The sequence below is a fragment of the Micromonospora sp. WMMD964 genome, assembly GCF_029581455.1.
Lineage (GTDB): Bacteria > Actinomycetota > Actinomycetes > Mycobacteriales > Micromonosporaceae > Micromonospora.
This window is the reverse complement of the sequence record NZ_CP120860.1, coordinates 356,297-380,036: the sequence shown is the minus strand read 5'-3', so window position 1 is coordinate 380,036 and position 23,740 is coordinate 356,297. Positions and strand designations below refer to the sequence as shown.

Here is a 23,740-nt window from a genome sequence, read left to right as displayed (position 1 = left end):
CCGATGTCCCTCAAGAGCCTCTTCCTCGGCACCCATCGCCTCAAGCCGCTGCACGTCGAACTGGACGGTTCCCCGGACCGGCTCGCCGGTGCCCTGCACGGCCTGGCGCACATGGTCAACCGCCGTCGCGACCTCAACGGCCAACAGATCTGCATCATCCTGACCGTCCGCGACAACGGCAGCGGCCGATGATCCGCGAACGCGCCGAGTCCGGCGTTCGGGTGCTGATCCTGCTCGCCATCGGCACCATGGCCGGCGCCGCCGCCTTCACCCACGTCCACGACCTGACCGTCGCCCACGGGCAGCCCGACTGGATCGGCTGGGCCAACGCCGTAGCCGTAGAGCTGATGGCCATCTACCTCGGCCTAGAGATCCGCGCCCGCCGCCGTGATGCTCGGCCCGTCGGCCTGGTCGGCGTGCTCCTGGTCGCGTTCGCGCTGCTCTCCCTCGCCGCTCAGGTCGCCGAAGCCGAACCGTCCGTCTGGGGCTGGATCGTCGCGGCGGTGCCTTCGCTGGCCTTCCTCGCCCTGGTGAAGGTTGTCCTGTCCAGCGAACCCACCACACTGCCGGCATCGGAGCCCGATCAGCCGCAGGGCGATTGGTACGACGAGCCGCAGCCTGTCGAACCCGCGCCACCGGCTCCGGTGATGCCGCCGGCATCAGCCGCGGCGCTGCCTCCGGTCGGCGTCGTCCATTCCAACCGGCCCCAGGTCGTCGGGATCATCCGATGACGGCTCCGACCCTGCCCGGTCTCGAACCCGCCCCGACCCCGGTTGCTCCTCGGCCGGGGTCGCGGGCGGCCCGCATGGCGCTACCCCGCTCGATCGACGTGCTCAAGGACATCGCCATCGAGTACGGCGTCTGCGTCCGCCCTCTGGCTATGCGCCGCACCGACCTCGACACCGGCCTGGCCGAAGTCATCGACCTACCCTGCGGCGCGACCCGTGAGGACAAGTGCCCGCCGTGCGCCAAGAAGAACCGCCGGCTACGGCAAGCCCAGATCCGCGAGGGCTGGCACCGCAACGACGAACCGCTGCCCGGTCCGGAACCCGCGACCGAGGCGCAGAAGTCGCTGATCCTGTTCCGCGCGCACCTGGAATTCTCCCGGGACGAGGCGGTGAGGGCAGCCCTGTGGGACCAGGTGACCGACATCGACGAGGCTATCCGCGAGGTAGAGGAAGCCATCGCCGCTGAGGGCCTGCGCGGGCGCGTCGGACCACCGCACGCCAGCGACGATGAGGACCAGGACGACGAGCCCGGTCAGCGACGCAAGCGCTCCACCAAGCGGCGCCAAGATGCCCCCGAGCTGCCTCGACGCAAGGTCGAACGGCGCACCGTCGGCAAGACCTATACCGCCCCGGACGGCGCCACCTACCAACCGTCGATGTGGCTCACCGTCACCCTCGACTCGTACGGCCCGGTCCGCCCCGACGGCACCCCCGTCAACCCCGCCCGTTACGACTACCGCCGTGCCGCCTGGGACGCCGTGCACTTTCCCCGGCTGCTCGATCGGTTCTGGCAGAACCTCCGACGGTGCGAGGGCTGGAACGTCCAGTACGCCGGCTGCGTCGAGCCGCAACGACGACTCGCCCCGCACGCCCACTTCGCCATCCGGGGCACCATCCCTCGGGACGTGCTTCGCACTGTGGCGGAGGCGACCTATCACCAGGTGTGGTGGCCCTCGGTCGACGTCCAGCGTTACACCCTGGACCGGCTCCCGGTCTGGGACGAGCAGGCGGCGACATGGGTCGACCCCGACTCTCGCGAGCCGCTGGCCACCTGGACGGACGCCCTCGACGCCATCGATGACGACCCGGACGCGGAACCGGTCCACGTCGCGCGCTTCGGCGCCCAGGTCGACGCCCGCGGCGTTATGCCCGGCACCGAGGACGCCGAACGGACCATCCGGTACGTCACGAAATACATCACCAAGCACACCGGCGACTGCCACAAGGCGACCACCGACCGGCAACGCAAGCACCTCGACCGGCTCTGGCAGCAACTCCAGCTCACCCCGTGCACCGATCGGTGCGCGAACTGGCTGCTCTACGGCGTCCAGCCCAAGAAAGCGCACGCCAAGCTCAAGCCGGGCCGCTGCAAGGGCAAGGTCCACCAGCGCGACACCCTCGGCATCGGCGGCCGGCGCATTCTCATCTCCCGCGACTGGTCCGGCAAGACCCTCGCCGACCACAAGCACGACGCGCGGGCCTGGGTCCGGGCACTGCTCGGCGTCACCACCGACGGCACACAGCTCATCGACGACCAGGGCGACACCACCGAACGGGTCCGGCACGCCTGGGAGTTGGCCCGACCGGATGACCCGGACGTCGGCCCGACGACCCACCGGCTCATGCGCTCGATCAGCGAACGCGCCCGCTGGCGGTCCGAACTGCTCGCCGCCAAGGACCGGGCCGCGCAGCAGTCTCCAGATCTTTCGGCAACTCAGCACAGCGCACAGCACGACGGGGAGGAAACGCCGTGAACGAGGAGTTGTTGACCGTGCCGGAAGTACTCGCCGAGCTGCGCGTACCGCGATCGACCTGGTTCTACTGGCGGCAGACCGGCAAGGGACCACGGGTGATCAAGCTCCCGAACGGGCAGCTGCGGGTCCGCCGGTCGGCGCTCGGCCGGTGGCTCGGCGACCTGGAGCAGGACGCGGCATGAAGAGCTACGAGGTCCAGATCTGGGATATCGGTAAGCGCGCTGACCGGAAGGCTCGGCCCTGGCGGGTCCGCTGGGCAGTCAGCGGTCAGCGCTTCGAGGACATGTTCCGTACCAAAGCCCTGGCGCACTCGTTCCGCGCCGAGCTGGTCCAGGCGGCCAACGCGGGGGAGCCCTTCGACCCGGCCACCGGTCGCCCGGTCTCGGAGGCCAGAACCAAGAACCCCACCACCTGGTACGCGCACAGCCGGGCGTACGTCGAGATGAAGTGGCCCCGGGCGGCGGCCAAGACCCGGCGCTCGATCGTCGAAGCACTGACCTCGATCACGGTGACCCTCACCCGGCCAACAAAGCGGGGCCGACCGACCGATGCCCTGCTCCGTGAGGCGCTGTACCTCTACGGCCTCAACCCACGCCGCTGGTCCGACGAGATCCCGGCCGAACACGCGGCGGCGCTGGCCTGGCTGGAAACCGCATCCCTCCCGGTAGTCGAACTCGACTCGCCCGCGATGGTCCGCCGGGTCCTCGACAGCCTGTGCGTACGCCTCGACGGCAAGCCCGCGGCTGCCTCCACCGTCCAGCGGAAGCGGGCCACCTTCTACAACGTGCTCGGGTACGCCGTCGAGCTGGAGCTGATCGACTCCAACCCGGTCGACCGGGTCCAGTGGACCGCCCCCGAGGTCGCACAGTCCATCGACCGGCGGGTGGTGGCGAACCCGGCCCAGGTCGCCACGCTGCTGGAGGCGGTGAAATCTCTCGGCAAACGCGCCGACAAGGTCACCGCGTTCTTCGGCTGCCTCTACTACGCGGGGATGCGTCCCTCGGAAGCCGCGGACCTACGGCGGGAGGACTGCGACCTTGCCGCCCGGTGCGCCGACTGTGGGGCCGACTTCGACGACCTGGCGGCGGTGAAGCCTTCTCGGTCCTGCGACCACGAGAAGATCGAATATCGCTGGGGCCGCCTGGTGCTCGCCGGCACCTCGCCGCGGGCCGGGTCGCACTGGACCGATGATGGCGGCTCCCACGAGCGGCGTGGCCTCAAGCACCGGGGGAGGGCTGAGACTCGTACGGTCCCGATCCCGCCTCGGCTCGTCGAGCTGCTGTGCGTGCACGTCGAGAATCACGGGGTCGGCCCGGACGGTCGGTTCTTCCGGGGCCTGCACGGTGGGCCGCTGTCCGAGTCGGTCTACGACCGGTGGTGGAAGCTCGCCCGCGAGAAGGCGCTGACCGAATCGCAGGTCGCCTCGCCGCTCGTCCGCCGGCCCTACGACCTGCGGCACGCGGCGGCGTCGCTCTGGCTGAATGCCGGCGTCCCACCGACCGAGGTCGCCCGGCGCCTGGGCCACGGCGTCGCCGTCCTGCTCCGCGTCTACGCCAACTGCATCGACGGCGGCGACGACACCATGAACGACAAGATCGGGAATGCCCTCGAATGACTGGTTGTTGCCCGCAGGGCTGAGCCTGGTGGGGACAGAGTGGCATGAGTGAAGGGGCAACGGGCGCTTCGTGGTTGATCCGATGAATTTCCTGCGCGGTTTTGAGCAGCAGTCGCGCGAGCGTGAGCAGTGGCGCATCGAGTCCGAGCGGATGATGGACGACCTCGAAGAGTCCGTGACGGCGAGGGAGGCCGAAGAAGCGGAGCGCCACGAGCGAGCTGAGCAACGTGAGACGGAGCTCCTGAAGTGGAACGCTGCCTTGGCGCAGCAGTTTGCGGACTTCGTGTCGAAGGTCGAGCACGACCGGGTCGACGACCAGCAACGGCTTGAGCGTGCTGAGCGGAGAGAGCTTGAGGCTCTCGGGGTGGCCAAGGACAGTCGGCGTGTGGCTTGGCTCTCCGCAGCGGTTGCGATCTTTGCTCTGCTGGTCGCGATCGTCGCGATAGTTGTGCCCCTGGTCTGGCCCTCTAACCAGACGAGCACTCCGGTGGTGACGCCTTCCGTGTCAGTGCCTTCGCCCACCAGTTCTCCCGCCCCGTCGGCGGAAGTTGGCAGGCCGTCTGGTTCGCCGTTGCCCTCGGCGTCGTGAGAGGTCGGGGGAACCTGGTGGGCGTGGGCAGATGGTGGGCGGCTGAACGGATGGCCTCTGTCCGGACGAGCAAGTCGCCAGGTCGCAGGCGCTGAGGCGGTCAAGATCGCGGACGCCCTGTAAATCCGTCGCGAAAGCTTCAGAGGTTCGAATCCTCTACCCGCCACCAGGTGCAGACACGGCCCTTGACCAGCAGAGATGCTGATCGGGGGCCGTTGTCATATGTCCAGCCGACCCCAGCCGAACTGCGGGAGGTGGTTCGGCGGCTGAGGGCATCCGGAGTCGGAGTCGGCAGCGTCAGCTGAAAGGGATTCGTCAGTCGTCCAGGTCGAGGTTTCGTCTGGTGCGGCAGACCGGCACAGCCCAGGTGGGGGCGTGCGTACCCGCACCGTCGATGCGGGGTAGGCGATCCGACTGACGCCGGGGCTGGTCACGTATGCGGCCGCACGGGGGGTGCTCTCCGTCTGTAACGAATCCGCCGGGGGGCTGGCGCGATGGCGGTAAGACGGTATGGTTGTCGATGGCCGATACGGAGAGCGAGCATCGACATACCGCCTCCAGGTGTTACGTACGGTGACCGTCGCGCTGGACACAGTGAGCGTCGGACGGCTGGACCGAATTGTGGTGAAGGTCGTATTGAGCGTTCTGTGAAGCGGTGAGCTGACCCGCAGGCGTGTGATCTGGCCCGGTGCGACGAGGGCGGTCGGCCGAACGGCGGGAAGTCACAGACGGTGGGGTCAGTCGGGGCGTCCACCACTTTTCTGGCTGCCAGCCCTATGGCACCATCGTGGAATCTTTATCCACGCTGCACATCTTCCGACAGGAGCGATAATGTCTGGTCGTAGGTTGGGCCGACTGAGCGGGTCGCTTCTCCTTCTTCTCGCTGCCGCCGCCATCGTCGGATTCAACGCCGGTCTCTACGACGGCATGGCCGATGCTTACCAGGCCACCGACATCATCTGGACCATCGGCACAGAGAGCGCTGTCGTCGACAGCGGCCGCTGAGCGGTTCCGCCGTCATCGCCACCGGACGGCGGGGGCCGAAGAAGCCGTAGGGAGCGACATGGCGCAGCGTGATCGCTCGCGACGATCAGCAGATCGGGCCTGGTTCATCACCGGGCCATTGGCGCTGTTCGCGGCTATTTGTTCCCTGGTCACGGGGCTGGTGTCTGATCCGCCGTTCGGTGACTGGTTGTTGGCGGCCGCGTTGCTGGTCGCGATGGTCGGCATCGGCATGCCGGTCCTCAACTTCGTCATCCGGCGGCAGTCGTTCGGCGTGACGCTGACCGAGATTCCGCTGGTCCTCGCACTCTTTCTGCTGCCACCGTTGACCGTCGTCGTGATCTACACGGTGGCGTCCATGCTCACGCAGACGCGCCACCGGTTCGCGCCCGTCAAGTTCTGGTTCAACGTGGCCAAGGCGGCCGCCGGCACGTCCCTCGCGGTCCTCGTCCTTGAGGCGCTGCCACCCCTCGAAAAGGTGGAACCGGGCACCTGGCTGGGGCTGTTCGCGGCCGTCACCGCGGTGATCCTCGTCAGTCTGGTGGCCGTGGTCGGCGTGCACACGCTGTTGCAGGGCTGGCAGGCGGGACGGGACGCCCTGCGCACCGCGCCCCCAGCGCTCCTCACCGCAGCGATCAACGCCTCACTCGGTCTGATCATCCTGATCGCCGTCACCACCACGTGGTGGTCTGTGGTGCTGCTGGCCTCGCTGGGTGCGGCCCTCGTGCTGGTCTACCGCTCCTACGCGGCGTTCTTCCGCCAGCACCGGACGCTGGCCGCGATGTACGAGCTGACCCGCGCGATCGCGGAGCAGGGCCAGGATGGTGCGCTCGTCGATGCTCTCCTGGGTCGGGTCCGAGCGCTGATGCAGGCCGAATACGCGACACTCTGGCTGCCCGCCCAGGGCCGTCATCCCGAGGTGCTGCTCACCGCCCGGGTCGACGATTCGGGCCTGCTGGACGTCGTGCCGACGCCGCCGTCCCTCCGGCAGCGAGCCGCGGACGAGGGACGGACCCTCGCGGTGGGGCGTGCCTTCGACGACGAGTCGCACGAGCGACAGGCACTGAGTCAGGGCAAGATCAAGGACGTCATCGTGGTGCCGCTCCGTTCCGGCCAAGCGGTCATCGGCACGCTGGAAGTCGCCAACCGGCTCAGCGACGTCGGTCATTTCACCCGTAGCGACATCCCCATCTTCGAGACCGTGGCGGCGCACGCGGCGGTGGCGTTGGAGAATTCCCGCCTGGTGGACCGGCTGCGGCACGACGCCTACCACGACGCGTTGACCCGGCTGCCCAACCGGCGGCGGATCACCGACGCGCTGGACGAGTCGGTCAAGATCCGGCTGCCCGGTGAGGTGGTGGCGCTGCTGCTCTTCGACGTCGACGGGCTGCGGCAGGTCAACGAGTCCCTCGGTCACGCGGCGGGGGACAAGGTCCTCGCCGAGGTCGCCAGCCGGTTGCGGGCCAGCGCGCCGTCGGCGGCGCTGGTCGGCCGGGCGGGTGGCGACGAGTTCCTGGTGACGTTGCGGTTGGAGAGCGCAGAGGCCGCGCTGGAGTTGGCCGCCCAACTGCGCGACCAGATCCGCGACGAGATGGTGTTCGACGCGCTCACCCTGGACGTGAACACCGCCGTCGGGGTGGCCGTACACCCGGATCATGGAAGCGATGCGGCGACCCTGCTCCTGCGGGTCGACCTGGCGGCCACGGCGGCGAAGTCGGTGCCGGGCAGCGTGCAGCTCTTCAACCCGGCTCTGGAGTCCCGGTCGCTGCGTCGGCTCGGTCTGGCCGGCGATCTGCGCCGAGCGTTGGACGACGACGAGCTGGAGGTCTACTTCCAGCCGAAGGTGACCCTGCGGGACCGGCGTCTGGTGGGTGTCGAGTGCCTGGCCCGGTGGGAGCATCCGACGCATGGCACTGTCGCCCCGGAGGACTTCGTGGCGGTGGCCGAGCACACCGGTCAGTTGAGCCGACTCACGGAGGTGGTGCTCCGGGAGGGGCTGCGCCGCAGCCGTGACTGGGCGCTGGCCGACCAACCGCTGCCCATCGCCGTCAACCTCGCGGCCCGCACGCTGACCGACCAGGACTTCCCGGAGCGCGTGCGGGAGCTGCTGAGCGAGTACCGGGTGCCGGCGCAGCGTCTCACCCTGGAGATCACCGAGTCGGGGGTGCTGGACGGCACGGACCGGCCCATCCCGACCCTGCAGCGGCTGCGTGACCTCGGCGTCCGGCTGTCGGTGGACGACTTCGGCACGGGCGACTCGTCCCTGGCGCACCTACGCCGGCTGCCGGTGCACGAGGTGAAGGTGGACCGCTCCTTCGTGCAGGGCATGGCGACCGACCCGGGGGACCTGGCCATCGTCAACGCGGTGGTGACTCTCTCGCAGCAGTTCGGCCTGGCCGTGGTCGCCGAGGGCGTGGAGAGTGAGCTGACGCTGGAGCTTCTCCAGGACATCGGCTGCGAGATCGGGCAGGGCTTCCTGTTCAGCAGGCCGCTGCCGTACGAGCGGTTGGCCGCCTGGTTCGGTGCTCAGGTCGAGCCGGAGACGACCGCCGAAGGGGAGCTTCCGCGCCTTCGAGTAGTGCCCTGAGCAGGGCGGGAACCATCACCGGGGATCCGATTTCACCTGTCGAGCCGGGCCGTGTACTCTTACTCCTGCGCGCCCCACGGGGAGATCGCGCAGGCCCCCTTAGCTCAGTCGGCAGAGCGTCTCCATGGTAAGGAGAAGGTCTACGGTTCGATTCCGTAAGGGGGCTCGAGGGTTCAGCTGGACCCATCGCAGCGGTGTAGCTCAGATGGTAGAGCAAGCGGCTCATAATCGCTGTGTCGCCGGTTCAAGTCCGGCCACCGCTACTCTCGTCTTCCGGGCTCGTTGCCGGTGGTCGTAAGAATGGGCGCTTCTGGCGCCCACTTTGCATGTCCGCGCTGTCAGCGTCTAGGCTGGCGCGTCGTAGTTGTTTCCGTTAGCGAGGAAGGCACTCCGCCGTGGCGAAGGCTACCGATGTCCGGCCGAAGATCACTTTGGCGTGTGTGGAGTGCAAGGAGCGCAACTACATCACGCGCAAGAACCGGCGCAACGACCCCGACCGCATCGAGCTGAAGAAGTTCTGCCCGCGTGACGGTCGGCACACGGTCCACCGCGAGACCCGCTGATCCGTGGCCGGCTTCGCGCCGGCCGTTGTCGAAGCTCTAGCAATCGCCGATCTGACCGGTTTGGCGCGGCTCCGCCGCCTGCCTGCCGATCGGATCGGCGATTGCGCTTTCCGTGTAGGTTCGCGGCATGTCTCTGGACCCTTCCTTCGTCGGCCGGACCTATCCGCCGACCGCCCCCTACCAGGTGGGCCGAGAAAAGATCCGTGAGTTCGCCAGCGCCATCGGCGCCACGGACCCGGCTCATCACGACCCGGAGGCTGCTCGGGCGCTGGGGCACGGCGACGTGGTGGCCCCGCCGACCTTTCCGGTGATCGTCACGATGGCCGCCACCCGTCAGATCATCGAGGATCCGGACCTGGGGGTCGACTACAGCCGCCTGGTGCACGGCGACCAGCGGTTCGCGTACACCCGGCCGGTCGTCGCGGGCGACGAGCTGGTCTGCACCAACACCATCGAGGACGTCAGCACCCGGGGTGGGCACGGCTTCCTGACCACGCGCACCGACGTGAGCACCGTCGCCGGGGAACCGGTGGTCGCCGTCTGGGCCAGGTACGTCATTCGCGGGGAGGGCTGAGATGGAGCTGCCGGCCAAGACGTTCCGGGTGACCCGGGCCGACCTGGTGCAGTACGCGGGCGCCTCGGGTGACTTCAACCCGATCCACTGGAGTGACCGGGTCGCCACCAAGGTCGGTCTGCCCGGGGTGATCGCCCATGGCATGTTCACCATGGCGCTGGTCGGCCGGGCGGTCACCGAGTGGGCCGGAGCGCCCGACGCGGTGGTCGAGTACGGCGTCCGGTTCACCCGACCGGTGGTGGTTCCCGACGACGACCAGGGCACCGAGATCGAGGTCACCGCCAAGGTCCGTGAGGTCACCGAGGACGGCCTGACCCGACTCGACGTGACCGCGACCTGTCTGGGCGACAAGGTGCTCTCGCAGGCCCGCGCGACGATCCGTACGGCCCGCTGAACCCTCCTCGCCACGCGTGGCGGGGAGACCGGTTGGGAAAGTCGGGGGGCTACCCGTACACTGGTCCGCCGTGGGGCAAGTGACCCCTGCTCGGTCGTCTGTGACCGCGTGGGGCGAGTGTTGCCGCACAGGGGTGTAGCTCAATTGGCAGAGCAGCGGTCTCCAAAACCGCAGGCTGCAGGTTCAAGTCCTGTCACCCCTGCGCCTCAGGCCTGACCGTTCCCGTGGGTCGCGCCGCCAGCATGGCGGCGTCCGGCCCGTGGTGGTGGCATCGGCGGGGTGGTTCCGAGGCGATCGGGCCCCTCCGGATGATCCACCGGCCGCGGCCCGTCGCGGGACGGTTGGGCCCGGCCGGCGTGACCAGCGCCGCGTACGCCGCCCGGCGTGCGACCCGAGATTCCGCGACGGAGGGCGAAGTGGCCGACAACAAGCGGCACGGCGAGGACGCCGGCGACGATCGTCTGGATGACGAGATCGTCGACGACGTGGCCGACGACGACGCCACCGGCGCGGACGAGCCGGTTTCCCGGGGCGGCACCGCCACGCGGTCGCGCGCACGGGCGGAGTCGGCGGACAGCCGACCGACCACCCGGTCGGAAACGGGTCGGGTGGGCGTGTTCGGCCGCATCGCGCGGTTCTTCCGCGAGGTCGTAGCCGAACTGCGTAAGGTCATCTGGCCGACCCGCAAGGAGTTGCTGACCTACACCGCCGTGGTGGTGACGTTCGTCGCGGTGATGCTGACGATCGTCGGTGTGCTGGACTACGGCTTCGCCAAGGTCGTGCTGTTTGTCTTCGGCAACTCGGACTGACCGGCTGCCTCCAGCCGATAGTGACGGAAGTGAGCGAGCGTGCCTGAGTACGACGAGACCGCCGGACCGGTGGACGAGCAGTCCACGGTCGCGACGGCGGCTGGTGACGAGTCGGTTGAGGCCGCCAGCGAGCCGGAGTTCCCAACGACCGAGCCCGCACCGGACGAGGATTACGACGCGGTCGCCGAGCTGAGGCAGAAGCTGCGTTACGCGCCTGGCGACTGGTACGTGGTGCACTCGTACGCCGGCTACGAGAACAAGGTCAAGACCAACCTCGAGACCCGGATCACGAGCCTCGACATGGAGGACTTCATCTACCAGGTCGAGGTGCCGACCCGGGAAGAGGTCGAGGTCAAGAACGGCAAGCGTTCCCAGGTCCAGGCCAAGGTCTTCCCGGGTTACATCCTGGTCCGGATGGAGCTGACCGCCGAGTCCTACTCGTGTGTGCGCAACACCCCGGGTGTGACGGGCTTCGTCGGCGCGACCGACCGGGCCGACCGGCCCGCCCCGCTCTCCCTCGACGAGGTGCTGAAGTGGCTGGCACCGGCCGTCGAGACCGAGCAGAAGAAGGCGAAGCCGGAGGTCAAGGTCCTCGACTTCGAGGTGGGCGACTCCGTCACCGTCACCGACGGCGCCTTCGCGTCGCTGCCGGCCACGATCAGCGAGATCAACGCCGACCAGCAGAAGCTCAAGGTGCTGGTGTCGATCTTCGGTCGGGAGACCCCGGTGGAGCTCAACTTCAACCAGGTCGCCAAGATCTGACTGGTCGTCGGCGGCGGGCCCGGCCCGCCGCCGACGTCGGCGTAGCCCTCCCGCTCGACCTCGGCGGACGAGCGGGCTGCGGCCTGCGCTACTCTTGAATGTCGCCGCTGTCGCACCGCGCTGACCGTGCGCGCTCCGAGGGCGGCGACAGCCGCATTTTCCCAGCTCCAAGCCCCAGGAAGTGACATGCCTCCGAAGAAGAAGCTCGTCAAGACGTTCACGCTTCAGCTGCCGGCGGGCCAGGCCACGCCGGCCCCGCCGGTCGGCCCCGCGCTCGGCCAGCACGGCGTGAACATCATGGAGTTCTGCAAGTCCTACAACTCGCAGACCGAGTCCCAGCGGGGCGACATCGTCCCCGCCGAGATCAGCGTCTACGAGGACCGGTCCTTCACCTTCGTGCTGAAGACCCCGCCCGCCGCCCGGCTGCTGCTCAAGGCCGCCGGTGTGCAGAAGGGCTCGGGTGTTCCGCAGTCCGACAAGGTCGGCTCGGTCAGCCGCGGCCAGCTCCGTGAGATCGCCGAGAAGAAGATGGCCGACCTCAACGCCAACAACATCGAGCAGGCCGAGAAGATCATCGCCGGCACCGCCCGGTCGATGGGCATCACCGTCAACGACTGACGTCGGCCCAGGCCGTCGACCCGACCGTGGGAGGGCCCGCGCCGAGCGGCCCGCCAGAGACCACAGGAGTAATCAGCAATGCAGCGCAGCAAGAGCTACCGCAAGGCCGCCGACGTCATCGACCGGTCGAAGCTCTACACCCCCGCCGAGGCCGTGAAGCTGGCCAAGGAGACCACCAACGTCAAGTTCGACGCCACGGTCGAGGTCGCCATGCGCCTCGGCGTCGACCCCCGCAAGGCGGACCAGATGGTCCGCGGCACGGTCAACCTGCCGCACGGCACCGGTAAGACCGCCCGCGTGATCGTGTTCGCCGGTGGCGCGAAGGCCGAAGAGGCCGCCGCGGCGGGTGCCGACGAGGTGGGCACCGACGAGCTGGTCGCCCGGATCCAGGGTGGTTGGCTCGACTTCGACGCGGCGATCGCCACGCCGGACCAGATGGCCAAGATCGGCCGGATCGCGCGGATCCTGGGCCCGCGCGGTCTCATGCCGAACCCGAAGACCGGCACGGTGACCATGGACGTCACCAAGGCGGTGCAGGACATCAAGGGCGGCAAGATCACCTTCCGGGTGGACAAGCACTCCAACCTGCACCTGATCATCGGCAAGGCATCCTTCACGGAGAACCAGCTGGTGGACAACTACGCCGCGGTGCTCGACGAGGTCCTGCGGGCCAAGCCGTCCGCGGCCAAGGGCAAGTACCTCCGCAAGGTCATCCTCACCACCACGATGGGCCCGGGTGTCCCGGTCGACCCGAACCTGGTGAAGAACCTCCGTGAGGACTCGGCCGAGGCCTGAGCCGACAGTTCGCTCCGCCGGGGCGCCGCCACGACTGTGGCGGCGCCCCGGCGCGTTCCTGGTGGCAGGCTCGACGCCATGCGGCTGGAGAACGTCTGGTTGCGGTACCACCGGCGGGGGCCGTGGGTGCTGCACGGTGTCGACGTGCGGATCGGTCCGGGCGAGGTCGCGGTCGTGCTGGGCCGCAACGGGGTGGGCAAGTCCACACTGCTCCAGGTCGCGGCCGGAGTGCTGCGGCCGGGCCGGGGCCGGGTCACCGATCGACCCGCGCGGGTGGGCTGGGTGCCGGAGCGCTTTCCGGCCGACCAGCCGTTCACCGTGGCTCGCTACCTGACCGGGATGGCTCGGGTGACCGGGCTGGGCAGGGCGGCGGCCGACGAGGCGGTGGCCTCGTGGACCGACCGGCTCGGGCTCTCCGCCTTCCGCTCGGTCCGGCTGCCGGAGCTGTCCAAGGGCACCGCGCAGAAGGTGGGCCTGGCCCAGGCGATGCTGCGCCCTCCGGGGTTGCTGGTGCTCGACGAACCGTGGGAGGGGCTGGACGCCGCCACCCGCGAGCTGGTGCCCGAGCTGATCGACGAGGTGCTCGCCGCCGGGGGGTCCGTCCTGGTCAGCGACCACCGGGGGGAGACCGTCCGGTTGCCGGCCGCGCGCCGTTGGCTGGTGGCCGACGGTTCGCTGACCGAGGAGACGTCCGCCGCGGACGAGACGCTCGCGGTGGTCGAGGTCGCGGTTCCGGCCGCGCGGGCCGCCGGCACCGTCGCCCGGTTGCGCGCCGAGGGGCATCACATTCTGCGGGTACGCGTCGACGCCTCCACCGCCGCAGCTCCGGCGCGACCGGACGAGCCGTCTCCGGAGGCCGGTGCCGCCCGACCCGGCGAGCCGCCGTCGTCGGTGGTCGGGGAATCGGCAGCGGGGCAACCCGCCGACGCGGTGGTCGAGCCGGCGGCGGGGGAGGCCCGGTGAACGCCCTGATCCGGATGCGACTGGCGGGTTTCCTGCGGACCGGCCGCGCGATCGCGCCGCTGCTCGCCGGCCTCGTGACGCTCGGCCTCCTCTACGGCGGCGGTCGTGCCCAGCCGGCGGAGGCGTACGGCGTCTCGGCCGTGGTCCTCTTCCCGGTCATCGCCTGGCAGACCAAGATCCTGCTGGACGTGGAGCCGGACGTGCAGCGCCGGCTGGCACAGGTGGCGGTCGGGGTGTCCCGTGAGCGGTTGGCCGGTCTCCTCGCGGCCAGCGGGGCAGCGCTGGTGACGGTGGGCGTCGGGCTGCTGTTCCCGTGGTTGGTCGGTGGGGTCTCCGGCCCGGTGGAGCCGGGGGACCGGTCGATCCCGGTCGGGCTCGCGCTGGGGCTGTGGGCGCACCTGGTGGCCGTACCCGCTGCGGTCGCCCTGGGCGCTCTGGCCAGCCGGGCGTCGGTGGGCGGGGCCGGGTACGGCGTCGCGGTGCTGGCCCTCGGCGGCGTCGGCGCGGTGGTGCTGGGCCTGAGCGGCTCGGTGGTTCCCTGGCTGGCACCGCCGATCATGGCCGCCGCCCGCGCCACCGGAGGGGACGCCGCCGCGCTCACCCTGGTGGGGCTGAGCATGTGGGCGGTGGCCTGGAGCGCCGCGGTAGTCGGTGGCTATCTGTGGCGGCGGCGGGCCCGGGGCTGACCACCGATGTCGGCGTCGGTGACGTGGCTCACCAGGCGCGATTTGGTGCTGGTGGCCCGGGCGCGTACTCTTCAACAGTCATCCGTGTTCTCATGGATGGCGAACCACCCAGAGACCGCTGGTCACCGTGCTTCGGCACGGTCGAAGGTCCCGCGACAACGGGCGACCCGCGCAGGGCGGCAAGCGTAACTCGGCAGTGAGCATGGTCCGCCGACCGTGACGATCCGCCGGCCCTCGCCCCGTGCGCCCTGCGCCGGGGCTTTTTCGTTGTCGCGCTGCCTCCGCTCCCGTTCCGGCTTCGGCCGTGACGGGGCCAGCCTCGAGTAACGAGAGAGGAGGGACATGGCGGACAAGCCGATCCGGGCCGACAAGGCCACGGCCGTCGCTGAGCTGACCGAGAGCTTCCGCAGCTCGGGCGCCACCGTGCTGACCGAGTACCGCGGTCTGACGGTTTCCCAGCTCACCCAGCTTCGGCGCTCGCTCGGCGCCGACACCAGCTACATGGTCGCGAAGAACACGCTGGCCAAGCGTGCTGCGACGGACGCGGGCATCACCGGCCTCGACGAGCTGTTCACCGGTCCTACCGCGCTGACTTTCGTTTCGGGCGACGTCGTCGAGGCGGCGAAGGGGCTTCGCGACTTCGCGAAGGCCAACCCGAAGCTCGTCATCAAGGGCGGTGTCTTCGAGGGCAAGGCCATTTCCGCGGCCGAGGTCACGAAGCTCGCCGACCTGGAGTCCCGCGAGGTGCTGCTGGCCAAGCTGGCCGGCGCGATGAAGGGCAACCTGAGCAAGGCCGCGGCCCTGTTCCAGGCCCCGCTGTCGAAGACCGCCCGTCTGGCGGCTGCACTGCAGGACAAGCGCGAGAAGGAGGGCGCCGAGGCGGCCTGAGGCCCCCACGGCGCACCAGTTCTTACTTATCAGCATTAGGAAAGGACGCCAGACATGGCGAAGCTCAGCACCGACGAGCTGCTCGACGCGTTCAAGGAGATGACGCTGATCGAGCTCTCTGAGTTCGTGAAGCAGTTCGAGACCACCTTCGAGGTCACCGCTGCCGCTCCGGTCGCGGTTGCCGCGGCCGGCGGTGCCGCCGGTGGCGCTGCTGCCCCGGCCGAGGAGGAGAAGGACGAGTTCGACGTCATCCTCGACGCCGACGGTGGCAAGAAGATCCAGGTCATCAAGGTCGTGCGTGAGCTGACCGGCCTGGGCCTCAAGGAGGCCAAGGACGCGGTCGAGTCCGCGCCGAAGGCCATCCTGGAGAAGGTCAACAAGGAGACCGCCGAGAAGGCGAAGGCCAAGCTCGAGGGTGAGGGCGCCAAGGTCACCCTCAAGTGACCTGAGCTCCACCAGCGCGTACCCGGCTCGTGAGCCGGGACACGAATCGCGTCGCGGCGGGCGGTGATCCGACACGGATCGCCGCCCGCCGTGTTGCTGGATCCGGCGCGGACCGGCCCTGAGCTGGGCTCCGACGCCCGGTGTGCGGGACCCCGAGGAGCGCGGCGGGTCGCCCGCCAGGAGGAAAGAAGTGACGACCCGGATACCGGCCCTTGACGCGGCCCCGGGCTGCCAGGCACGCTGACACCAGCAAGACACCGCGCTTGCGACGGCCACGATGTGGGTATGACAGCGACGGCACCATCGGTCGCGGTCACCCGAGCGGCCCAGTGGGGAGTTGCGTTCTGAGCGGCCCGGCAGACCCCGGTTGAGGGGGGCCGAGGCGCGTTCCGCAAACGACCTGCGGGGTGGGCTGGACAGCGGTTAGCCTCTCGGCTACACTGCTAGTTTGCGCTGCCTTCCGACTTGACCCCTGCTCGGAAATGTCCGTTTACGGATAATTCTGGTGGGGTCATTGGAGTGCACGCGTACCAGCCGTTCTGCAGCACCGGTCCTCGGAAGGACGCATCTTGGCAGCTTCCCGCCCTGCGAAGACCAGTCGTACGTCGAGCGCATTCGCTCCCCGCCGAGTTTCATTCGGCAGGATCACCGAACACCTCGAGGTCCCCAACCTCCTTGCCATCCAGAACGAGTCCTTCGACTGGCTCGTCGGCAACGAGGCTTGGCAGGGCCGGTCGGCGGACGACCCGCACGCACGCTCGGGTCTCGCGGAGATCCTTGAAGAGATCAGTCCCATTGAGGACTTCTCCGGCACCATGTCACTCTCCTTCTCGGCGCCGCGCTTCGACGAGGTCAAGGCCTCGATCGAGGAGTGCAAGGAGAAGGACCTGACCTACTGCGCTCCGCTCTTCGTGACCGCGGAGTTCACCAACAACACCACTGGCGAGATCAAGAGCCAGACGGTGTTCATGGGTGACTTCCCGATGATGACGCCCAAGGGCACCTTCGTCATCAACGGCACCGAGCGCGTCGTGGTCAGCCAGCTCGTCCGGTCCCCGGGCGTCTACTTCGACAAGCAGCCGGACAAGACCTCCGACCGCGACCTCTCCAGCGTCAAGGTCATCCCGAGTCGGGGTGCCTGGCTGGAGTTCGACATCGACAAGCGCGACACGGTCGGCGTACGCATCGACCGCAAGCGTCGGCAGGCCGTCACGGTCCTGCTCAAGGCCATCGGATGGTCGGCCGAGCGGATCCGTGAGCGGTTCGGCTGGTCCGAGCTGATGATGACCACGCTCGAGAAGGACCACATCGCCGGCGCCGACGAGGCGTTGCTCGACATCTACCGCAAGCTGCGCCCTGGCGAGCCGCCGACGCGCGAGAACGCCCAGACCCTGCTCGACAACCTCTTCTTCAACCCGAAGAGGTACGACGTCGCCAAGGTCGGGCGCTACAAGTTCAACAAGAAGCTCGAAGTCGACGTGCCGATCACCACGGGCACGCTGACCGAGGACGACATCGTCGCCACCGTGGAATACCTCTGCCGGCTGCACGCCGGTGAGGAGGGCTACGAGGCCGACGACATCGACCACTTCGGCAACCGTCGTCTGCGCACCGTGGGCGAGCTGATCCAGAACCAGGTTCGGGTCGGCCTGTCCCGCATGGAGCGGGTCGTCCGCGAGCGGATGACCACGCAGGACGTCGAGGCGATCACCCCGCAGACTCTGATCAACATCCGCCCGGTGGTGGCGGCGATCAAGGAGTTCTTCGGGACGTCGCAGCTGTCCCAGTTCATGGACCAGACCAACCCGCTGGCGGGCCTGACCCACCGGCGGCGGCTGAGCGCGCTCGGCCCGGGTGGTCTGTCCCGGGAGCGGGCCGGCTTCGAGGTCCGCGACGTGCACCCGTCCCACTACGGCCGGATGTGCCCGATCGAGACGCCGGAAGGCCCGAACATCGGTCTGATCGGCGCGCTGTCCACCTTCGCCCGGGTCAACCCGTTCGGCTTCATCGAGACGCCGTACCGGAAGGTCGTCGAGGGTCGGGTCACCGACCAGATCGACTACCTGACCGCGGACGAGGAGGACCGTTTCGTCAAGGCCCAGGCCAACGCGCCGCTGCGGGCTGACGGGACGTTCGCCGAGGACCGGGTCCTCGTCCGTCGTAAGGGCGGCGAGACCGAGGACGTGGCGCCGGGCGCCGTGGACTACATGGACGTCTCGCCGCGGCAGATGACCTCGGTCGCGACCGCCATGATCCCGTTCCTCGAGCACGACGACGCCAACCGGGCACTGATGGGCGCGAACATGCAGCGCCAGGCGGTGCCGCTGGTCAAGGCCGAGGCGCCGCTGGTGGGCACGGGCATGGAGTACCGGGCCGCTGTCGACGCCGGCGACGTGGTCGTCGCCGAGGTCGGCGGTGTGATCGAGGATCTCTGCGCCGACTACGTCACCATCCACCAGGATGACGGCCACCGCCGGACGTACCTGCTGCACAAGTTCCGCCGCTCCAACGCCGGCTCCTGCGTCAACCAGAAGCCGGTGGTCTTCGAGGGCGACCGCGTCGAGGCCGGTCAGGTCATCGCCGACGGGCCGTGCACCGACGAGGGCGAGATGGCACTCGGGCGCAACCTGCTCGTGGCCTTCATGACCTGGGAGGGGCACAACTACGAGGACGCGATCATCCTGTCGCAGCGCCTCGTGCAGCAGGACGTGCTCACCTCGATCCACATCGAGGAGCACGAGGTCGACGCTCGGGACACCAAGCTCGGCCCGGAGGAGATCACCCGCGACATCCCGAACGTCAGCGAGGAGATGCTCGCCGACCTCGACGAGCGCGGCATCATCCGGATCGGCGCCGAGGTCGTCCCCGGTGACATCCTGGTCGGCAAGGTCACGCCCAAGGGTGAGACCGAGCTGACCCCGGAGGAGCGGCTGCTCCGCGCGATCTTCGGTGAGAAGGCGCGCGAGGTCCGCGACACCTCGCTGAAGGTGCCGCACGGCGAGACCGGCACGGTCATCGGTGTGCGTACCTTCTCCCGCGAGGACGGCGACGAGCTGCCGCCGGGTGTCAACGAGCTGGTGCGGGTCTACGTCGCCCAGAAGCGCAAGATCCAGGACGGCGACAAGCTCGCCGGCCGGCACGGCAACAAGGGCGTCATCTCGAAGATCCTGCCGATCGAGGACATGCCGTTCCTGGAGGACGGCACCCCGGTCGACATCGTGCTCAACCCGCTGGGTGTGCCGAGCCGGATGAACATCGGCCAGGTGCTGGAGACCCACCTCGGTTGGGTCGCCAAGACCGGTTGGAAGGTCGAGGGCGACGACACCGAGTGGAAGCGGCAGTTGCGCTCGATCGACGCGCACGAGTCCGAGGGGGACACGAACGTGGCCACCCCGGTCTTCGACGGTGCCCGCGAGGCCGAGATCTCCGGCCTGCTGGCGTCCACGCTGCCCAACCGTGACGGCAACCAGCTGATCGGTTCCAGCGGCAAGGCGCAGCTGTTCGACGGTCGTTCCGGTGAGCCACTGCCGGACCCGATCGCGGTCGGCTACATCTACATCCTGAAGCTCAACCACCTGGTCGACGACAAGATCCACGCTCGGTCGACCGGCCCGTACTCGATGATCACGCAGCAGCCGCTGGGTGGTAAGGCGCAGTTCGGTGGTCAGCGTTTCGGTGAGATGGAGTGCTGGGCGATGCAGGCGTACGGCGCCGCGTACGCCCTGCAGGAGCTGCTCACGATCAAGTCCGACGACGTGCTCGGCCGGGTGAAGGTCTACGAGGCCATCGTCAAGGGCGAGAACATCCCGGAGCCGGGCATCCCCGAGTCGTTCAAGGTGCTGCTCAAGGAGCTGCAGTCGCTGTGCCTCAACGTCGAGGTGCTCTCCAGCGACGGTGTGGCCCTGGAGATGCGCGAGACCGACGACGAGGTGTTCCGGGCCGCTGAGGAGCTGGGCATCGACCTGTCCCGGCGCGAGCCGAGCTCGGTCGAAGAGGTCTGAGGTGAGCGGTCGGGGGCCGGTCTGCCGGCCCCCGACCTCGCCCGAGAATTAGCAGTACAGACGACGACATAGGGGACATAGTGCTCGACGTCAACTTCTTCGACGAGCTGCGCATTGGTCTCGCCACCGCCGACGACATCCGTCAGTGGTCGCACGGCGAGGTCAAGAAGCCTGAAACGATCAACTACCGCACCCTGAAGCCGGAGAAGGACGGGCTCTTCTGCGAGAAGATCTTCGGTCCGCAGCGGGACTGGGAGTGCTACTGCGGTAAGTACAAGCGCGTCCGGTTCAAGGGCATCATCTGTGAGCGCTGCGGCGTCGAGGTGACTCGTTCCAAGGTCCGTCGTGAGCGGATGGGGCACATCGAGCTCGCCGCTCCGGTGACCCACATCTGGTACTTCAAGGGCGTTCCGAGCCGGCTGGGCTACCTGCTGGACCTCGCCCCCAAGGACCTCGAGAAGATCATTTACTTCGCCTCGTACGTCGTGACGAGCGTGGACGCGGAGTCGCGTCACCGTGACCTCTCGACGATCGAGAACGAGATCCTGGCCGAGAAGCGGCAGTCCGAGAACAGCCGCGACTCGGAGATCGAGAAGCGGGCCGCCAAGCTCGAGGCCGACCTGGCCGAGCTGGAGGCCGAGGGTGCCAAGGCGGACGTCCGGCGCAAGGTCAAGGAGGGCGGAGAGCGCGAGATGCGCCAGATCCGCGACCGGGCCCAGCGCGAGATCGACCGCCTGGACGAGGTGCTGGACACCTTCCGCAAGCTGGAGCCGAAGCAGCTGGTCACCGACGAGCTGCTCTACCGCGAGCTGCGTGACCGGTTCGGTGAGTACTTCACCGGTTCCATGGGCGCCGAGGCGATCAAGGCGCTGGTCCAGAACATGGACCTCGACGCCGAGGCCGAGAGCCTGCGGGAGACCATCCGGTCCGGCAAGGGTCAGCGGAAGATCCGGGCGCTCAAGCGACTCAAGGTCGTCGCGGCGTTCCTGAACACCCGCAACTCGCCGCTCGGCATGGTGCTCGACTGCGTCCCGGTCATCCCGCCGGACCTGCGCCCGATGGTGCAGCTCGACGGTGGTCGCTTCGCGACCTCGGACCTGAACGACCTGTACCGCCGCGTGATCAACCGGAACAACCGCCTCAAGCGACTGATCGACCTCGGTGCTCCCGAGATCATCGTGAACAACGAGAAGCGGATGCTCCAGGAGGCCGTCGACGCGCTGTTCGACAACGGCCGTCGTGGTCGGCCGGTCACCGGCCCGGGTAACCGCCCGCTCAAGTCGCTGTCCGACATGCTCAAGGGCAAGCAGGGCCGGTTCCGCCAGAACCTGCTGGGCAAGCGCGTCGACTACTCCGGCCGTTCGGTCATCGTGGTCGGCCCGAAGCTCAAGCTGCACCAGTGCGGTCTGCCCAAGCAGATGGCGTTGGAGCTGTTCAAGCCGTTCGTCATGAAGCGGCTGGTGGACCTCAACCACGCGCAGAACATCAAGTCCGCCAAGCGGATGGTCGAGCGCCAGCGCCCGGTCGTGTGGGACGTGCTGGAAGAGGTCATCGGCGAGCACCCGGTGCTGCTCAACCGGGCGCCGACCCTGCACCGCCTGGGCATCCAGGCCTTCGAGCCGCAGCTGGTCGAGGGCAAGGCGATCCAGATCCACCCGCTGGTCTGCACCGCGTTCAACGCCGACTTCGACGGTGACCAGATGGCGGTGCACGTGCCGCTGTCCGCCGAGGCCCAGGCCGAGGCTCGGATCCTGATGCTGTCGTCGAACAACATCCTCAAGCCGGCCGACGGCAAGCCGGTCACCATGCCCACCCAGGACATGGTCATCGGTCTCTACCACCTCACCCACCTCACCGCCGGTGAGAAGGGCGAGGGCCGGGCGTTCAGCTCGGACGCCGAGGCGCGGATGGCCTTCGACAACGGTGAGCTGCACCTGCAGGCACCGGTGCGGATCCGTCTGCACGGCGTGATCGGTGTCGACAACGGCGCCGGCGCCGAGCCGTGGACCGCCCCGGAGGGCTGGGTCGAGGGTGAGCCGCTGACGGTCGACACGACCCTGGGTCGGGTGCTGTTCAACGAGACGCTGCCGCAGGGCTACCGCTTCGTGAACTACGAGATCCGCAAGGGTCAGCTCTCCGCGATCGTCAACGACCTCGCCGAGCGCTTCCCGAAGGTGGCCCTGGCCGCCACCCTGGACGGGCTCAAGGAGGCCGGTTTCCACTGGGCCACCTGGTCCGGCGTGACGATCGGCATGGAGGACGTCATCGCTCCGCCGCGCAAGGCGGAGATCCTGGCGCGGTACGAGAAGGAAGCCGACCGGATCGACAAGCAGTACCAGCGTGGTCTGATGACCGCCGAGGAGCGTCGCGGCGAACTCATCGAGATCTGGACCAAGGCGACCAACGAGGTCGCCAAGGAGATGGACACCGCGCTGCCGCAGGAGAACCCACTGTGGAAGATGATCAACTCGGGTGCTCGCGGTAACCTGCTCCAGCTCCGGCAGATCGCGGCGATCCGTGGTCTGGTGGCCAACCCGAAGGGCGAGATCATCCCGCGGCCGATCAAGGCCAGCTACCGGGAGGGTCTGTCCGTGCTGGAGTACTTCATCTCCACGCACGGTGCCCGTAAGGGTCTCGCCGACACCGCGCTGCGTACCGCCGATTCGGGTTACCTGACCCGTCGTCTGGTGGACGTCTCGCAGGACGTCATCATCCGCGAGGAGGACTGCGGCACCGACCGGGCGATCCCGATGCAGATCGGCGAGCGGTTGGACGGCAAGCTCGTCGTCCACACCCACGCCGAGACCAGCGTGCACGCCCGGACGCTGGCCGACGACATCAAGGGTCCGGACGGCACCGTGGTGGCCGAGCGTGGCCAGGACATCAACTCCATCGGGGTCGACAAGATCGTCGCCGCCGGGGTGGAGACGGTCCGGGTGCGCAGCGTGCTGACCTGCGAGTCGAAGCTGGGCGTCTGCGCGGCCTGCTACGGCCGGTCGCTGCCGACCGGTAAGTCGGTCGACATCGGCGAGGCGGTCGGCATCATCGCCGCACAGTCCATCGGTGAGCCCGGTACGCAGCTGACGATGCGTACCTTCCACACCGGTGGTGTCGCGGGTGAGGACATCACCCAGGGTCTGCCGCGTGTGCAGGAGATCTTCGAGGCCCGGGTCCCGAAGGGTAAGGCGCCCATCGCCGACACCCCCGGCCGGATCCGGATCGAGGACGGCGAGCGCTCGCGCAAGATCATCGTGGTGCCGGACGACGGCAGCGACGAGATCGTCTACGACAAGATCTCGAAGCGGGTCAAGCTCCGGACCCACGACGGCGGCCACGTCGCGGTCGGCGAGAAGCTGACCGAGGGCACCATCGACCCGCACGAGCTTCTGCGGATCATGGGTCCGCGGGCGGTCCAGGTCCACCTGACCAGTGAGGTCCAGGAGGTCTACCGCTCGCAGGGTGTGCTCATCCACGACAAGCACATCGAGATCATCATCCGCCAGATGCTCAAGCGGGTGACGGTCATCGACTCCGGCTCGACCGAGTTCCTGCCGGGTGTGCTCGTCGACCGGGCGCTGTTCGAGTCGGAGAACCGCCGACTCGTCTCGGAGGGCGGCGAGCCCGCCGCCGGTCGTCCGGTGCTGATGGGTATCACCAAGGCCTCGCTGGCCACCGACTCCTGGCTCTCGGCGGCCTCCTTCCAGGAGACCACCCGGGTGCTGACCGACGCTGCGATCAACTCGCGCAGCGACTCGCTGGTCGGCCTCAAGGAGAACGTGATCATCGGAAAGCTCATCCCGGCCGGTACGGGCATCAGCAAGTACCGCAACGTCCGGGTGGAGCCGACCGAGGAGGCCAAGGCCAAGGTCTACTCGATGACCGGGTACCCGGAGACCGACTACGGGTTCGGGCCAGCCGGCGGGCAGGCTGTGCCGCTGGACGACTTCGACTTCGGGTCGTACCGCTAA

Annotated in this window: 21 protein-coding genes and 3 tRNA genes; all 24 read left to right on the top strand. The window is 68.6% G+C overall.

From position 1 onward, the window contains the following. Positions 1 to 3: 3 nt before the first annotated feature. The 24 genes from O7616_RS01790 to O7616_RS01675 all read left to right on the top strand — a co-directional run bounded on the left by O7616_RS01790 (position 4) and on the right by O7616_RS01675 (position 23,740). Positions 4 to 192 (top strand): hypothetical protein, encoded by a 189-nt coding sequence (locus O7616_RS01790; RefSeq protein WP_282305338.1) that lies wholly within the window; start codon positions 4 to 6, stop codon positions 190 to 192. After that, positions 189 to 731 (top strand): DUF2637 domain-containing protein, encoded by a 543-nt coding sequence (locus O7616_RS01785; protein WP_348773847.1) that lies wholly within the window; start codon positions 189 to 191, stop codon positions 729 to 731. Before O7616_RS01790 ends, O7616_RS01785 begins: the two co-directional genes overlap by 4 nt. Next, the gene (locus O7616_RS01780; RefSeq protein ID WP_282305336.1) at positions 728 to 2,482 is read left to right on the top strand and encodes a replication initiator; all 1,755 of its coding nucleotides are present in this window, start codon (positions 728 to 730) and stop codon (positions 2,480 to 2,482) included. Before O7616_RS01785 ends, O7616_RS01780 begins: the two co-directional genes overlap by 4 nt. Then, entirely contained in the window at positions 2,479 to 2,664 is a 186-nt protein-coding gene (locus tag O7616_RS01775; RefSeq protein ID WP_030329852.1) for a helix-turn-helix domain-containing protein, read from the top strand. Before O7616_RS01780 ends, O7616_RS01775 begins: the two co-directional genes overlap by 4 nt. After that, a complete protein-coding gene (locus O7616_RS01770; RefSeq protein ID WP_282305335.1) occupies positions 2,661 to 4,097 on the top strand; it encodes a tyrosine-type recombinase/integrase in 1,437 nt (478 codons plus the stop codon). Before O7616_RS01775 ends, O7616_RS01770 begins: the two co-directional genes overlap by 4 nt. Before the next feature lie 82 nt (positions 4,098 to 4,179). Continuing rightward, positions 4,180 to 4,686 carry a hypothetical protein gene (locus tag O7616_RS01765; protein ID WP_282305334.1) on the top strand — a complete coding sequence of 169 codons (507 nt, stop codon included), beginning with the start codon at positions 4,180 to 4,182 and terminating at the stop codon, positions 4,684 to 4,686. An 831-nt stretch (positions 4,687 to 5,517) separates the two neighbouring features. Beyond that, a complete protein-coding gene (locus tag O7616_RS01760; RefSeq protein WP_282264451.1) occupies positions 5,518 to 5,691 on the top strand; it encodes a hypothetical protein in 174 nt (57 codons plus the stop codon). Between the two features lie 58 nt (positions 5,692 to 5,749). Next, entirely contained in the window at positions 5,750 to 8,275 is a 2,526-nt protein-coding gene (locus O7616_RS01755; protein WP_282305333.1) for a bifunctional diguanylate cyclase/phosphodiesterase, read from the top strand. Between the two features lie 93 nt (positions 8,276 to 8,368). Beyond that, positions 8,369 to 8,441: transfer RNA gene (locus O7616_RS01750), tRNA-Thr, on the top strand. A gap of 24 nt (positions 8,442 to 8,465) precedes the next feature. Next, a tRNA-Met gene (locus O7616_RS01745) sits at positions 8,466 to 8,538 on the top strand. A gap of 132 nt (positions 8,539 to 8,670) precedes the next feature. After that, positions 8,671 to 8,838 (top strand): 50S ribosomal protein L33, encoded by a 168-nt coding sequence (gene rpmG / locus O7616_RS01740; protein WP_007073056.1) that lies wholly within the window; start codon positions 8,671 to 8,673, stop codon positions 8,836 to 8,838. Between the two features lie 127 nt (positions 8,839 to 8,965). Next, positions 8,966 to 9,412: a MaoC family dehydratase N-terminal domain-containing protein gene (locus O7616_RS01735; protein WP_282305332.1), complete on the top strand. Its 447-nt coding sequence runs from the start codon at positions 8,966 to 8,968 to the stop codon at positions 9,410 to 9,412. Between the two features lies 1 nt (position 9,413). Beyond that, positions 9,414 to 9,806, top strand: coding sequence for a MaoC family dehydratase (locus tag O7616_RS01730; RefSeq protein WP_282305331.1), 393 nt, complete (start codon positions 9,414 to 9,416; stop codon positions 9,804 to 9,806). Positions 9,807 to 9,935: 129 nt separating this feature from the next. Beyond that, positions 9,936 to 10,008, top strand: a tRNA-Trp gene (locus O7616_RS01725). A gap of 214 nt (positions 10,009 to 10,222) precedes the next feature. Then, entirely contained in the window at positions 10,223 to 10,615 is a 393-nt protein-coding gene (secE, locus tag O7616_RS01720; protein WP_269682297.1) for a preprotein translocase subunit SecE, read from the top strand. A gap of 39 nt (positions 10,616 to 10,654) precedes the next feature. Next, positions 10,655 to 11,377, top strand: a complete 723-nt coding sequence (gene nusG / locus O7616_RS01715) for a transcription termination/antitermination protein NusG (RefSeq protein WP_278149140.1) — start codon at positions 10,655 to 10,657, stop codon at positions 11,375 to 11,377. Between the two features lie 186 nt (positions 11,378 to 11,563). Next, the gene (rplK, locus tag O7616_RS01710; RefSeq protein WP_282305330.1) at positions 11,564 to 11,995 is read left to right on the top strand and encodes a 50S ribosomal protein L11; all 432 of its coding nucleotides are present in this window, start codon (positions 11,564 to 11,566) and stop codon (positions 11,993 to 11,995) included. A gap of 78 nt (positions 11,996 to 12,073) precedes the next feature. After that, the gene (gene rplA / locus O7616_RS01705; RefSeq protein ID WP_088987563.1) at positions 12,074 to 12,790 is read left to right on the top strand and encodes a 50S ribosomal protein L1; all 717 of its coding nucleotides are present in this window, start codon (positions 12,074 to 12,076) and stop codon (positions 12,788 to 12,790) included. Between the two features lie 78 nt (positions 12,791 to 12,868). Further along, entirely contained in the window at positions 12,869 to 13,753 is an 885-nt protein-coding gene (locus O7616_RS01700) for an ABC transporter ATP-binding protein (protein ID WP_282305329.1), read from the top strand. Then, a complete protein-coding gene (locus tag O7616_RS01695; protein ID WP_282305328.1) occupies positions 13,750 to 14,439 on the top strand; it encodes a hypothetical protein in 690 nt (229 codons plus the stop codon). Before O7616_RS01700 ends, O7616_RS01695 begins: the two co-directional genes overlap by 4 nt. A gap of 342 nt (positions 14,440 to 14,781) precedes the next feature. Beyond that, on the top strand, positions 14,782 to 15,327 hold the full coding sequence (gene rplJ / locus O7616_RS01690; protein WP_282264458.1) for a 50S ribosomal protein L10: 546 nt from the start codon (positions 14,782 to 14,784) through the stop codon (positions 15,325 to 15,327). Between the two features lie 54 nt (positions 15,328 to 15,381). After that, positions 15,382 to 15,771: a 50S ribosomal protein L7/L12 gene (gene rplL / locus O7616_RS01685; protein ID WP_145778891.1), complete on the top strand. Its 390-nt coding sequence runs from the start codon at positions 15,382 to 15,384 to the stop codon at positions 15,769 to 15,771. Positions 15,772 to 16,340: 569 nt separating this feature from the next. After that, a complete protein-coding gene (locus O7616_RS01680) occupies positions 16,341 to 19,772 on the top strand; it encodes a DNA-directed RNA polymerase subunit beta (protein ID WP_282264459.1) in 3,432 nt (1,143 codons plus the stop codon). 80 nt (positions 19,773 to 19,852) lie between these two features. Then, a complete protein-coding gene (locus O7616_RS01675; protein ID WP_282264460.1) occupies positions 19,853 to 23,740 on the top strand; it encodes a DNA-directed RNA polymerase subunit beta' in 3,888 nt (1,295 codons plus the stop codon).